Source organism: Comamonas testosteroni ATCC 11996 (assembly GCF_000241525.1).
Classification (GTDB): Bacteria; Pseudomonadota; Gammaproteobacteria; order Burkholderiales; family Burkholderiaceae_C; genus Comamonas; species Comamonas testosteroni.
In genome coordinates this window covers 1-12,977 of sequence record NZ_AHIL01000007.1, presented here as the reverse complement: position 1 = coordinate 12,977, position 12,977 = coordinate 1, and the positions used below count along the sequence as shown (strand labels likewise).

The following is a 12,977-nucleotide window of genomic DNA, read 5'->3' as shown; positions in this document are numbered from 1 at the left end:
CAACGCCGAGGGCATGTACAGCAGGTCGCCTTCGTCCAGCGGCGGCATGAACTCACCGCCCAGCCGCATGACCGGAATTGCGGTGATGGCCAGGGCCAATGCCGCTGCCAGCAGCGTGGACTTAGGAAAACGCAAAACCAACTCCAAAGCAGGCCGGTAAATGGCGATAAGGCTTCTGTTGATGGGGTCGTCTCAGAATTCGGAAAATAAAGCACGCTAAGGCGTAGTCACCCCGTGACTCCCCCGCGCCGATGCAGCGAGCTTCGTTCCGTCTTGCAGTGACGCAATCAGCGGGCAGGAAACGTTCCCTTTCCGCGCATGGCAGGCGCACACCAGTTCAGACAGCACGGCCTCCATGCGTGCCAAGTCGGCCATCTTCTCGCGCACATCCTTGAGCTTGTGCTCGGCCAGGCCGCTGGCTTCCTCGCAATGGGTGCCATCCTCCAGCCGCAGTAGCTCGGCGATTTCGTCCAGGCTAAAGCCCAGCCGCTGGGCCGATTTCACGAACCGCACTCGTGTTACATCCGCCTCGCCATAGCGGCGAATGCTGCCATAGGGCTTGTCTGGCTCCGGCAGCAGGCCCTTGCGCTGGTAGAACCGGATGGTCTCCACATTGACCCCGGCCGCCTTGGCAAAAACGCCAATGGTCAGATTCTCAAAATTAATTTGCATATCGCTTGACTCCGTACATAACTACGGAAGTAAGCTTAAGCTATCCAAACCAAATTTGAAAGGACAAGCGTATGTCTGAACCACAAAACGGGCGCGGCGCGCTCTTCGCCGGTGGGCTGGCCGCCATTCTTGCGTCGGCCTGCTGCCTGGGGCCGCTGGTTTTGATCGCCTTGGGGTTCAGCGGGGCATGGATCGGCAACCTGACGGTGCTGGAACCCTATCGCCCGATCTTCATCGGCGCAGCGCTGGTCGCGCTGTTTTTCGCCTGGCGGCGCATCTACCGCCCGGCGCAAGCCTGCAAACCGGGTGAGGTCTGCGCGATTCCCCAAGTGCGAGCTACTTACAAGCTCATTTTCTGGATCGTGGCCGCGCTGGTCCTGGTCGCGCTCGGATTTCCCTACGTCATGCCATTTTTCTATTAATCACAGGAGTTCATCATGAAAAAACTGTTTGCCGCCCTCGCCCTCGCTGCCGTTGTTGCCCCCGTGTGGGCCGCCACCCAGACCGTCACGCTGTCCGTACCGGGCATGACCTGCTCCACCTGCCCGATCACCGTCAAGAAGGCGATTTCCAAGGTCGAAGGCGTCAGCAAAATTGACGTGACCTTCGAGACACGCGAAGCGGTTGTCACGTTCGATGATGCCAAGACCAGCGTGCAGAAGCTGACCAAGGCAACCGGAGACGCGGGCTATCCGTCCAGCGTCAAGCAGTGAGCCACTGAACCCGAACCTGGGGCGATCATGGGACTGATTACACGCATTGCCGACAAGGCTGGCGCGCTTGGCAGCGTTGTTTCCGCGATGGGATGCGCTGCCTGTTTCCCGGCTATCGCCAGCCTGGGCGCGGCCATCGGCCTTGGCTTTCTACAGGAATACGAAGGGTTGTTTATCTCCAAGCTGCTGCCGCTGTTCGCAGTCGTGGCTTTGCTGGCGAATGCACTGGGCTGGCTGAGTCATCGGCAATGGTACCGCAGCCTGCTCGGGATGGTCGGCCCAGCCATCGTGCTGGCGGCCATGCTCTTGTTTTTTGGCAATTGGTGGACGGCGAACCTCCTCTATGTCGGTCTGGCCTTGATGATCGGGGTGTCGATCTGGGATCTGCTCTCACCGGCCAACCGCCGCTGCGAACTACCACCCAAACACGGCTAACTGCATTGGCAGTTGCCGAAACGAAAAGGAACGATGCAATGTATTTGAATATCACCGGAATGACCTGCGACTCGTGCGCGACACATGTCAAGGACGCCCTGGAGAAAGTGCCGGGCGTGCTGTCGGCGCTCGTGTCCTACCCGAAAGGCTCCGCGCAACTCGCCACCGATCCCGGCACCTCGCCAGAGGCGCTGACCGCCGCTGTGGCCGGCCTCGGCTACAAGGCCACACCCGCCGATGCCCCATCCACTTCAGCGCGGGGCAGACTGCTTGGCAAGGCGCTGGGATGGCTGGGCGGTGGCGACAAGGCTGGTGGTGATGGGGACGGACTGCACGTCGCCGTTATTGGCAGCGGCGGAGCCGCGATGGCGGCGGCGCTGAAGGCCGTCGAGCAAGGTGCGAACGTCACGCTGATCGAGCGCGGCACCATCGGCGGTACTTGCGTCAATGTCGGCTGCGTGCCGTCCAAGATCATGATCCGCGCTGCCCATATCGCCCATTTGCGCCGTGAAAGCCCATTCGACAGTGGCATCGCGGCGACTGTGCCTGCGATTGATCGCAGCAAACTACTGGCCCAGCAGCAGGCGCGCGTCGATGAGCTGCGCCACGCCAAGTACGAAGGCATCCTGGACAGCAACCCGGCCATCACCGTGCTGCATGGTGAAGCGCGTTTCAAGGACGACCAGAGCCTTGCCGTCCGTTTAAACGATGGCGGCGAGCGTGTGGTGGCGTTCGACCGCTGCCTGGTCGCCACGGGTGCCAGCCCGGCCGTGCCGCCGATTCCGGGCCTGAAAGAGTCACCCTACTGGACTTCCACCGAGGCCCTGGTCAGCGACACCATTCCCGAGCGCCTGGCCGTGATCGGCTCGTCTGTGGTGGCGCTGGAACTGGCGCAAGCCTTTGCCCGGCTGGGCAGCAAAGTGACGATCCTGGCACGCAGCACGCTGTTCTTCCGCGAAGACCCGGCCATCGGCGAGGCCGTTACAGCCGCGTTCCGTGCCGAAGGGATCAAGGTATTGGAACACACGCAAGCCAGCCAGGTCGCGCATGTGGACGGCGAATTCGTGCTGACCACCGGGTACGGTGAAATACGCGCCGACCAGCTGCTGGTCGCCACTGGCAGGGCACCGAACACGCGCAGCCTGGCATTGGAAGCGGCGGGAGTCGCTGCCAATGCGCAGGGGGCCATCGTCATCGACAAGGGCATGCGCACCAGTACGCCACACATTTATGCGGCTGGCGACTGCACCGACCAGCCTCAGTTCGTCTATGTGGCGGCAGCGGCCGGCACCCGTGCTGCGATCAACATGACTGGCGGCGATGCGGCCCTGGACCTGACCGCAATGCCGGCCGTGGTGTTCACCGACCCGCAGGTCGCCACCGTGGGCTACAGCGAGGCGGAAGCACATCACGACGGGATCGAGACCGACAGTCGCACCTTGACCTTGGACAACGTGCCGCGTGCGCTTGCCAACTTCGACACACGCGGCTTCATCAAGCTGGTCATCGAGGAAGGTAGCGGACGGCTCATCGGCGTGCAAGCGGTGGCCCCGGAAGCGGGTGAACTGATCCAGACGGCGGTGCTCGCCATTCGCAACCGTATGACCGTGCAGGAACTGGCCGACCAATTGTTCCCCTACCTGACCATGGTCGAAGGGCTGAAGCTCGCGGCGCAGACCTTCAGCAAGGACGTGAAGCAGCTTTCGTGCTGCGCCGGATGAGGAAAAGGAGGTGTTCAATGAGCGCCTACACAGTGTCCCGGCTGGCCCTTGATGCCGGGGTGAGCGTGCATATCGTGCGCGACTACCTGCTGCGCGGATTGCTACGGCCGGTCGCGTGCACCACGGGCGGCTACGGCTTGTTCGATGACACCGCGTTGCAACGGCTGCGCTTTGTACGGGCTGCCTTCGAAGCGGGTATCGGCCTGGACGCACTGGCGCGGCTGTGCCGGGCGCTGGATGCTGCGGACGGTGACGGTGCGTCTGCGCAGCTTGCCGTGTTGCGGCATCTCGTCGAGCGTCGGCGCGAGGCCCTGGCCAGCCTCGAAATGCAACTGGCCGCCATGCCAACCGAACCGGCACAGCACGCGGAGAGTCTGCCATGAACAGCCCAGAGCACTTGCCGTCTGGGACGCACAAACCGATCACCGGCTACTTGTGGGGCGCGCTGGCCGTGCTCACCTGTCCCTGCCATTTGCCGATTCTCGCCATTGTGCTAGCCGGCACGACGGCCGGCGCGTTCATCGGGGAGCACTGGAGTATTGCAGCCCTCACGCTGACCGGCTTGTTTGTCCTGTCTGTGACGCGGCTGCTGCGGGCCTTCAAGGGAAGATCATGACCGCTTCCCAGCCAGCCGAGAGTGGGCAGCTTTGAGCTTCGCTACCAATCTGGAGGAGTACCACCATGAACGCAAACGCCCCGAACACTGCCAGTTGCACCACCTGCTGCGTATGCTGCAAAGAAATTCCGCTCGATGCCGCCTTCACCCCGGAAGGCGCGGAATACGTCGAACATTTCTGCGGGCTGGATTGCTATGAACGCTTCCAGGCACGCGCCAAGGCCGCGACAGAATCTGACATTGCGCCTGTCCCTGGCGGTTCGCAGCCGTCAGATTGAGGCATACCCTATCCTGATGTCAGGAGAAGCCACCCAGCAACGTCAGAATAGAGTTAACTTTTGTGTTTCTTGACACCTGCGGCGAAAGGTCATAGATTTCTTCCTGACACTTTCGTATTTGGAGGTATCTTGCAGGGTCAACGCATCGGCTACGTCCGGGTCAGCAGCTTCGACCAGAACCCGGAGCGGCAACTGGAGCATGTCGAAGTCGGCAGGGTGTTCACCGACAAGGCGTCGGGCAAGGACACCCAGCGGCCCGAGCTTGATTCGCTGCTGGCCTTCGTGCGCGAAGGCGACACCGTGGTGGTTCACAGCATGGATCGCTTGGCGCGCAACCTCGATGACTTGCGCCGCCTCGTACAAAAGCTGACCAAGCGCGGCGTGCGCATCGAGTTCGTCAAGGAAAGCCTGACCTTCACCGGCGAGGATTCACCGATGGCGAACCTGATGCTGTCGGTCATGGGGGCATTCGCCGAATTCGAGCGGGCCTTGATCCGTGAGCGGCAGCGCGAAGGCATCGCGCTCGCTAAGCAACGCGGAGCCTACCGAGGCCGAAAGAAGTCTCTGAGCGGTGAACAGATTGCTGAACTGAAACGGCGCGTCACGGCGGGCGAGCAAAAAGCGAAGCTGGCCCGTGAATTTGGTGTCAGCCGGGAGACCCTGTATCAATACTTGAAATTGGATCAATAAATATGCCTCGTCGTTCCATACTGTCCGCCGCCGAGCGGGAAAGCCTGTTGGCGTTGCCGGACACCAAGGACGACCTAATTCGACATTACACGTTCAGCGATACCGATCTCTCCATCATCCGCCAGCGGCGCGGGCCTGCGAATCGCTTGGGCTTTGCCGTGCAGCTCTGCTACCTGCGCTTTCCCGGAATCTTCCTTGGTGTCGATCAGGCGCCGTCTTTGCCCCTACTGAAACTGGTCGCCGACCAGCTCAAGGTCGGCGTCGAAAGCTGGGACGACTACGGGCAGCGGGAGCAGACCCGGCGCGAGCACCTGGTCGAGCTGCAAACGGTGTTTTGCTTCCAGCCGTTCACCATGAGCCACTACCGGCAGGCCGTGCACACGCTGACCGACCTGGCCATGCAAACCGACAAAGGCATCGTGCTGGCTAGCACCTTGGTTGAGCATCTGCGGCGACAGTCGATCATCCTGCCCGCGCTCAACGCCATCGAGCGCGCTAGCGCCGAGGCCATCACTCGCGCCAACCGGCGCATCTATGATGCCTTGGCCGAACCACTGTCGGACACGCATCGCCGCCGCCTCGACGATCTGCTCAGGCGCCGGGACAACGGCAAGACGACCTGGCTGGCCTGGCTGCGCCAGTCGCCGGTTAAACCGAACTCGCGGCACATGCTGGAACACATCGAACGCCTCAAGGCGTGGCAGGCGCTCGATCTGCCTTCCGGTATCGAGCGGTCGGTGCACCAGAACCGCCTGCTCAAGATCGCCCGTGAGGGTGGCCAGATGACGCCCGCCGACTTAGCCAAGTTCGAGCCGCAACGGCGCTACGCCACCCTCGTGGCGCTGGCCATCGAGGGCATGGCCACGGTCACCGACGAAATCATCGACTTGCACGACCGCATCCTGGGCAAGCTGTTCAACGCCGCCAAGAACAAGCATCAGCAGCAGTTTCAGGCATCCGGCAAGGCGATCAACGCCAAGGTGCGGCTGTTCGGGCGCATCGGCCAGGCGCTGATCGAGGCCAAGCAAGCTGGCCGCGATCCGTTCGCCGCCATCGAGGCCGTCATGTCCTGGGATGCCTTCGCCGAAAGCGTCACCGAGGCGCAGAAGCTCGCTCAGCCCGATGACTTCGATTTCCTGCACCGCATCGGCGAAAGTTACGCCACCTTGCGCCGCTACGCGCCGGAATTCCTTGCCGTGCTCAAGCTGCGGGCCGCACCCGCCGCCAAGAACGTGCTCGATGCCATCGAGGTACTGCGTGGCATGAACACCGACAACGCCCGCAAAGTGCCTGCCGATGCCCCGACCGACTTCATCAAGCCGCGCTGGCAGAAGCTGGTGATGACTGACGCGGGTATCGACCGGCGCTACTACGAGCTGTGCGCGCTGTCCGAGCTGAAGAACTCGCTGCGCTCGGGCGACATCTGGGTGCAGGGATCGCGCCAGTTCAAGGACTTCGAGGACTACCTGGTGCCGCCCGCGAAGTTCGCCAGCCTCAAGCAGTCCAGCGCATTGCCGCTGGCCGTGGCCACCGACTGCGACCGGTACCTGCACGACCGCCTGACGCTGCTTGAAGCGCAGCTTGCCACGGTCAACCGCATGGCAGCGGCCAACGACCTGCCGAATGCGATCATCACCGAGTCGGGCCTGAAGATCACGCCGCTGGATGCGGCGGTACCCGACACCGCGCAGGCGCTGATCGACCAGACAGCCATGATCCTGCCACACGTCAAGATCACCGAACTGCTGCTCGAAGTCGATGAGTGGACGGGCTTCACCCGCCACTTCACGCACCTGAAATCGGGCGATCTGGCCAAGGACAAAATCTGCTGTTGACCACCATCCTGGCCGACGCGATCAACCTGGGCCTGACCAAGATGGCCGAGTCCTGCCCCGGCACGACCTACGCCAAGCTCGCCTGGCTAAAAGCCTGGCATACCCGCGACGAAACCTATTCGACAGCGCTGGCCGAGTTGGTGAACGCCCAATTCCGGCATCCCTTCGCCGAACACTGGGGCGACGGCACCACGTCATCGTCGGACGGCCAGAACTTCCGAACCGGGAGCAAGGCCGAGAGTACCGGTCACATCAACCCGAAATATGGCAGCAGCCCTGGGCGAACCTTCTACACCCATATATCCGACCAGTACGCGCCGTTCCACACCAAGGTGGTCAATGTCGGCGTGCGCGACTCGACCTATGTACTTGACGGCCTGCTGTACCACGAGTCCGACCTGCGCATCGAGGAACACTACACCGACACGGCAGGCTTCACCGATCACGTCTTTGCCCTGATGCATCTCCTGGGCTTCCGCTTTGCGCCGCGCATCCGTGACCTGGGCGACACCAAGCTGTTCATCCCCAAGGGGGATACCGCCTATGACGCGCTCAAACCGATGATTAGCAGCGACAGGCTGAACATCAAGGCTATTCGTGCCCACTGGGATGAAATTCTGCGGCTGGCGACCTCGATCAAGCAGGGCACGGTGACAGCCTCGCTGATGCTTCGGAAACTCGGCAGCTATCCGCGCCAGAACGGCTTAGCCATCGCCCTGCGCGAGCTGGGGCGCATCGAACGCACGCTGTTCATCCTGGACTGGTTGCAAAGCGTGGAGCTGCGCCGCCGCGTCCACGCTGGACTGAACAAGGGCGAAGCGCGCAACGCGCTGGCCCGCGCCGTATTCTTCAACCGTCTGGGCGAAATCCGCGACCGCAGCTTCGAGCAGCAGCGCTACCGGGCCAGCGGCCTCAACCTGGTGACGGCGGCCGTCGTGTTGTGGAACACGGTCTATCTGGAGCGCGCAGCACATGCGTTGCGTGGCAACGGGCATGCTGTCGATGACGCGCTATTGCAATACCTGTCGCCGCTCGGCTGGGAACACATCAACCTGACCGGCGATTACCTCTGGCGCAGCAGCGCCAAGATCGGCGCGGGCAAGTTCAGGCCGCTACGACCGTTGCAACCGGCTTAGCGTGCTTTATTTTCCGTTTTCTGAGGCGACCCCGAGAAGGGCTTCCCGACTCTCAATGCGTTGGTATGGCATAGGCCACGCCAAGCTGAGCGGCCAACTCAGCAAGGCGTCGATCTGCAGTCCAAAGCAAAGCGCCTGGTGTGATTAGCGTCGAGGCGAGCAGCGATAGATCGACCAAGCCGCAGCCCTTACCGAATAGCTTGTTCTTCTCAAGGAAGGCCAAAGTCTCGGGAATTGAAGCTTCCTGGCTCGGCCGCAGCATGGCCAGGGCTGCGAGCGTATCGGCACGCGGCGCTGGCGGCGTGCCGCAGGCCAACTCTGCATGCACCATGGGATGCATCAGCACGCTGTCTTGCAACAGGAGCTCCTGCAGGTGAATGTCGGCCTCCCGAAAATGCCTCACCCACACCGATGTATCGACTAGAACGGACACCGGCATCAGCGAGAGCCTTCTGCCTCTGCCGCGCTGCCACGGCGTGGCACGTCAGGCATGTCTGGCGCGCTTCCGCCCAGGGCAGCCAAGCGCTTGCCTGCCTCGACGCGAGTGAAGGTCTCAAGTGCCAGGCGTACCAGTTCAGGCACAGCAATACCGGGCGCTGCAACAGCGCGGGCACGGTTCACGACTTCGTCGTCGATCGTAAAGGTCGATCTCATGGCTACTCCTTTAACATCAAGTTTGATGCATTGTCGCATCAAATGGGATGTTTGCGAATGATAATTTGTATTGCACAATACAAATATGACCCAGCAGCCAAACCAGCTTGACCTTGTGCCCACGCCCTCACCCCGCTTGGCACCTACGCAGGAAACCTACAACGAGCTGCAGATGGCCTACGACCATTTCAACGAGCGGCTGTTTGGGGGGCAGCTCCCGAGTTGCTTGATTACGCTGCAGCGGGAAAAGCGGACTTTCGGCTACTTCTCTGCAGCTCGCTTTGCCTCGTTGGACGGCTCAACCACAGATGAGATCGCGATGAATCCGACCTACTTTGCGGTCGTACCGATCATCGAAACACTCCAGACCCAAGTCCATGAAATGACGCACTTGTGGCAGCACCACTTTGGCAAGCCAGGCCGAGGCCGCTATCACAACGAGGAATGGGCACGAAAGATGGAAAGCATTGGGCTCATGCCCTCTTCTACCGGGCAACCTGGTGGTGCGCGAACCGGTGATAGCATGGCGGACTACGCCGTCGAGGGTGGCCGCTTCCTGGCTGCATGCGACGAGCTGCTGACCGCGAATTTCACACTCAGCTGGTACGACCGATTCCCCTCTGCAGATCATGTAATCGCTGGCCAAGCCAGCATGGCCAACCACATTCAAGGCATCGAAGGGACCAAGCCTCCAATGGCCAGCATCCCTGCCCTCGCCGAGGCAGTGAAGCCCACGGGCTTAGCTGTTGCCGCCACTGCAGGGGAAGACGGAGTGCTTACTACGCCCGCCAACAGATCCAATCGGGTGAAATACAGCTGCAGCGGATGCAAGAATCCGGTCTCAGTGTGGGGAAAGCCGGGCATTAAGCTGATATGTGGTGAGTGCAGAAAAAGTTTTGACGTTCAATAAATCATCAACGACTGGAGATTCATCGAGCGCGCACATAAACTTCGCTCGTTTGACCGGACTGGCTAACATCTGCCTGCATTCCATTCTGGCTTGCCTTAGAAAGAACAACTGACAATCATTCGGTTTCCTGTATGGGGACCGACTGGACTGCCCCGCTACAGTAGATAATTCCCAGCCTCTTGCCCAGGCACGCTCAAACGTTTTGAGAGCAGTCCGGCACCATCAAGCTCAGTGCTTGTATTCACCCGATGAATGACCCCGAGGCATTGAGCGAAACGGCCGCGTAAGTAGACTGAAAATCACCAATGCAACCGCTACCTTCTTAAACGCAGTGCATTGAAGATTACAGACGCCGAACTCAGGCTCATAGCGAGTGCTGCGATCATTGGCGACAGAAGCCACCCTGTGAACGGATACAGAACTCCCGCAGCAATCGGTACACCAATTCCGTTGTAGACGAAGGCAAATAGCAAGTTCTGACGCATGTTCCGTACTGTGTCAGTTGAAATTTCACGTGACTGTGCAATGCCACGCAAATCACCCTTGACCAGCGTGATCTGACCGCTGTTCATTGCTACGTCAGTCCCTGTTCCCATGGCTACACCTACATCAGCTTTTGCCAAGGCCGGCGCATCGTTGATCCCGTCACCAGCCATGGCAACCACATGGCCTTCACTTTGCAATCGCTCCACGAGAGCTAGCTTGTCGGCGGGCTTGACTTCGCCATGGACTTCATCAATTCCAAGCTTGGCACCAACAGCCTTGGCTGTGGTCAGACCATCTCCCGTTGCCATGACAATTCGCAAGCCGCTTGCATGAAGCGTTTGAATAGCATCCAAAGTGCTAGCTTTGATAGGGTCTGTTACTGCCAGGATGCCTGCGAACTTCCCATCAGCCGCTAAATGCATGATGCTTGCACCCTCTCCTCGCAGGCGTTCTCCGTCCGCTTGCAAGGAAGATACAGAAACGCCTTCTTGAGCCATCAGTGCGGTGTTGCCTAATGCCAAGCGCCGCCCCTCAACGGTTCCACGTACACCAATACCGCTGGCGGAATCGAAGTCCACAGGTTTAGCGAGTTGCAAGCCTTGTTCGCGTGCAGCTCGGACGATGGCATCCGCAAGCGGATGCTCGCTACCCTGATCCAAGCTAGCGGCAAGCCTCAAAACTTCGTCAGCCGTGAAATCTGGAGCAGGAATCGCTTTATCGAATGCAGGCCGACCTTCTGTCAGGGTGCCCGTTTTATCTACGATGAGCGTATCCACTTCACGCATTTTTTCGATGGCGCCTGCGTCACGGAACAAAACGCCTTGTTCTGCAGCGCGCCCTGTGGCCACCATTACTGACATGGGTGTGGCCAAACCTAGCGCGCATGGGCAGGCGATGATGAGTACCGCGACGGCATTGATCAACCCAAACACCCAACTGGGCTCTGGGCCAAAAATTCCCCAGACGAAGAAGGTGACTACAGCGACTAGCACGACAACCATAACGAACTTTCCAGCCACTACGTCGGCCATTCGCTGCATCGGTGCCTTCGACCGTTGGGCCGATGCAACCATCTGAACGATCTGGGAAAGCATGGTGGCAGCCCCCACCTTTTCTGACCTCATGACCAGAGCTCCACTCGTATTGAGTGTGGCGCCGATCAGTTTGTCGTCAACGCGCTTTGTCACAGGTATTGGCTCGCCCGTGAGCATCGATTCATCAACGGCGCTTTGACCTTCCGTGACAATGCCATCCACGGGTACTTTCTCGCCTGGACGTACGCGCAGCAGGTCTCCGACATGCACGTGGCTGAGTGGAACATCTTCCTCACTGCCATCTGCATTGATACGCCTTGCCGTCTTAGGAGCTAGGCTAAGCAATGATTTGATAGCGGCCGAGGTTTGAGAACGAGCCTTCAGTTCGATGATCTGCCCCAACATGGTCAAAGAAATGATGACTACCGCTGCCTCGTAATAAACCGCTACACGACCCATGGATACGAACGAGTCGGGAAACACGTCGGGTGCCAGCGTCGCTACGAGGCTGTAGACAAAGGCGGCTCCCGATCCCAAGCTGATCAACGTCCACATGTTCGGGCTGCGGTGGATGATTGACTGCCAGCCTCGAACAAAAAAGGGCCAGCCCGTCCATAGCACCACGGGCAGGGAAAGTGCCAACTCGACCCACGTTTGGGTCTGCATAGTGAACCAGCCGAACTTGTGTCCGAACATGGCCAGAGTGGTAACAATCAGCGTGAGTGGCAGCGTCCACCAGAATCGCCGTTGGAAGTCTTGCAACTCACTGTTGTCCTCTTCTCCAACCGGGATCAGTGGCTCCAAGGTCATTCCGCACTTGGGGCAGTTTCCGGGATGATCTTGCCGAACCTCCGGATGCATCGGGCAGGTATAGATCGTTCCGCCCGGAACCACGCCCGAGTCATCAAACGATTTCTGATCTGAATGACTTGCAGCCACGTGAGCATGTTCGTGCGAGCTGCGTAACTGGGCCTCAGGTACCAAATGCATTTGGCACTTGGGGCAGCGCCCCGGATGATATTGATGGACTTCAGGATGCATTGGGCATACATAGACTGTGTCCCCTCCTGCGTGATCAGCCTGCTCGTTACTCGATATGAATTGCGCAGGGCCCCGAGCAAATTTTTGCTGGCAACCGTCACTGCAGAAGCGATAGATCCGTCCTTCGTGAACTATCCGATGGGCCGACTGTGGAGAGACAGTCATGCCGCAAACAGGATCTTGCAAAGGCTCGGCGTCAGTTTTGGTGTTTTCCAACTCTACTGATTCTGAAGAAGATCGATGCTGATGATGTTGCATGCAGATGGCCCTTCGCGATGTTGGATCGATTCTTGGCTCTTACACCATGTGAATGTCAAGCCAGAATCTGCTTGAGAAATAACTCTGTCCACCTCTTCTGAGGTACCGCAACCTGAGTACGGTGCTTGTGGCCATCTCAATCCAAGAAATGATTCTGGGGTTGAGGTGGCCTTTGTCATGACTACATGGCACGGAGATCATCCAAGCATGAATCCTCCGAAGCGATGCACCCTTCCTCTCCGTGTGCAGTCCCCGTGTCAGCTGTCGGTGGGTGATCTAAAGGTTCAAATTCCTTTTGGCGAAAGAATCCCTAACCAAGCCACACTCGCCAAAACCAGAACTGCCAGTGTTGCTTCCATGAACAGGCTCTGGCGTAGCTTAGAGACTGCTTGCGCACGATTCCCTGAGCCCAATGATGCCTCCAGACTTGGACTAAGCCGGAATCGATTTGCTGCTGCCAATGCAAGCATTCCGAGAACCAGCATTAGCTTGCCTAGC

The 12,977-nt window shown here is 59.6% G+C and carries 14 protein-coding genes and 2 pseudogenes; 10 read left to right on the top strand and 6 right to left on the bottom strand.

Annotated elements, in window-relative coordinates; translation table 11 throughout:
- Positions 1 to 189 (bottom strand): annotated as a pseudogene (locus tag CTATCC11996_RS24745) (hypothetical protein); the annotation flags it as partial.
- A gap of 27 nt (positions 190 to 216) precedes the next feature.
- Positions 217 to 672 carry an Hg(II)-responsive transcriptional regulator gene (gene merR / locus CTATCC11996_RS03175; protein ID WP_001166628.1) on the bottom strand — a complete coding sequence of 152 codons (456 nt, stop codon included), beginning with the start codon at positions 670 to 672 and terminating at the stop codon, positions 217 to 219.
- 71 nt (positions 673 to 743) lie between these two features.
- Between merR and CTATCC11996_RS03170 the strand changes: the two genes are divergently transcribed.
- The 9 genes and pseudogenes from CTATCC11996_RS03170 (at position 744) to CTATCC11996_RS03130 (ending at position 8,096) form a co-directional block, all read left to right on the top strand.
- Positions 744 to 1,094 carry a mercuric transport protein MerT gene (locus CTATCC11996_RS03170; RefSeq protein ID WP_001294660.1) on the top strand — a complete coding sequence of 117 codons (351 nt, stop codon included), beginning with the start codon at positions 744 to 746 and terminating at the stop codon, positions 1,092 to 1,094.
- Between the two features lie 15 nt (positions 1,095 to 1,109).
- Positions 1,110 to 1,385: a mercury resistance system periplasmic binding protein MerP gene (gene merP, locus CTATCC11996_RS03165; RefSeq protein ID WP_000732276.1), complete on the top strand. Its 276-nt coding sequence runs from the start codon at positions 1,110 to 1,112 to the stop codon at positions 1,383 to 1,385.
- 27 nt (positions 1,386 to 1,412) lie between these two features.
- Positions 1,413 to 1,820, top strand: coding sequence for an organomercurial transporter MerC (gene merC / locus CTATCC11996_RS03160; RefSeq protein WP_000522993.1), 408 nt, complete (start codon positions 1,413 to 1,415; stop codon positions 1,818 to 1,820).
- Between the two features lie 38 nt (positions 1,821 to 1,858).
- Positions 1,859 to 3,541 carry a mercury(II) reductase gene (gene merA / locus CTATCC11996_RS03155; RefSeq protein ID WP_003055149.1) on the top strand — a complete coding sequence of 561 codons (1,683 nt, stop codon included), beginning with the start codon at positions 1,859 to 1,861 and terminating at the stop codon, positions 3,539 to 3,541.
- Between the two features lie 17 nt (positions 3,542 to 3,558).
- Positions 3,559 to 3,924, top strand: coding sequence for a mercury resistance co-regulator MerD (gene merD, locus CTATCC11996_RS03150; protein ID WP_003072992.1), 366 nt, complete (start codon positions 3,559 to 3,561; stop codon positions 3,922 to 3,924).
- The gene (gene merE / locus CTATCC11996_RS03145; protein WP_003055146.1) at positions 3,921 to 4,157 is read left to right on the top strand and encodes a broad-spectrum mercury transporter MerE; all 237 of its coding nucleotides are present in this window, start codon (positions 3,921 to 3,923) and stop codon (positions 4,155 to 4,157) included. The genes merD and merE overlap by 4 nt, the downstream gene beginning before the upstream one ends.
- Before the next feature lie 65 nt (positions 4,158 to 4,222).
- Entirely contained in the window at positions 4,223 to 4,435 is a 213-nt protein-coding gene (locus CTATCC11996_RS24740) for a DUF3330 domain-containing protein (RefSeq protein WP_000993245.1), read from the top strand.
- 129 nt (positions 4,436 to 4,564) lie between these two features.
- A complete protein-coding gene (locus CTATCC11996_RS03135) occupies positions 4,565 to 5,125 on the top strand; it encodes a recombinase family protein (RefSeq protein WP_003055107.1) in 561 nt (186 codons plus the stop codon).
- 2 nt (positions 5,126 to 5,127) lie between these two features.
- Positions 5,128 to 8,096, top strand: a pseudogene (locus CTATCC11996_RS03130) (Tn3 family transposase).
- A 52-nt stretch (positions 8,097 to 8,148) separates the two neighbouring features.
- Here the strand turns inward: CTATCC11996_RS03130 and CTATCC11996_RS03125 are convergent.
- The gene (locus CTATCC11996_RS03125; protein WP_003055100.1) at positions 8,149 to 8,535 is read right to left on the bottom strand and encodes a type II toxin-antitoxin system VapC family toxin; all 387 of its coding nucleotides are present in this window, start codon (positions 8,533 to 8,535) and stop codon (positions 8,149 to 8,151) included.
- Positions 8,535 to 8,750, bottom strand: a complete 216-nt coding sequence (locus CTATCC11996_RS03120; protein ID WP_003055097.1) for a DUF2191 domain-containing protein — start codon at positions 8,748 to 8,750, stop codon at positions 8,535 to 8,537. Before CTATCC11996_RS03120 ends, CTATCC11996_RS03125 begins: the two co-directional genes overlap by 1 nt.
- A gap of 85 nt (positions 8,751 to 8,835) precedes the next feature.
- Here CTATCC11996_RS03120 and CTATCC11996_RS03115 point away from each other — a divergent pair, with 85 nt between their 5' ends.
- Positions 8,836 to 9,660 carry a SprT-like domain-containing protein gene (locus tag CTATCC11996_RS03115; protein ID WP_003055094.1) on the top strand — a complete coding sequence of 275 codons (825 nt, stop codon included), beginning with the start codon at positions 8,836 to 8,838 and terminating at the stop codon, positions 9,658 to 9,660.
- 314 nt (positions 9,661 to 9,974) lie between these two features.
- On the opposite strand, the gene CTATCC11996_RS03110 is transcribed toward CTATCC11996_RS03115, so the two are convergent.
- Both CTATCC11996_RS03110 and CTATCC11996_RS24735 read right to left on the bottom strand, forming a co-directional pair.
- The gene (locus CTATCC11996_RS03110) at positions 9,975 to 12,386 is read right to left on the bottom strand and encodes a heavy metal translocating P-type ATPase (protein WP_229228786.1); all 2,412 of its coding nucleotides are present in this window, start codon (positions 12,384 to 12,386) and stop codon (positions 9,975 to 9,977) included.
- A 377-nt stretch (positions 12,387 to 12,763) separates the two neighbouring features.
- On the bottom strand, positions 12,764 to 12,977 hold a 214-nt coding region (locus CTATCC11996_RS24735; RefSeq protein WP_138983833.1), incomplete at its 5' end, for a CopD family protein.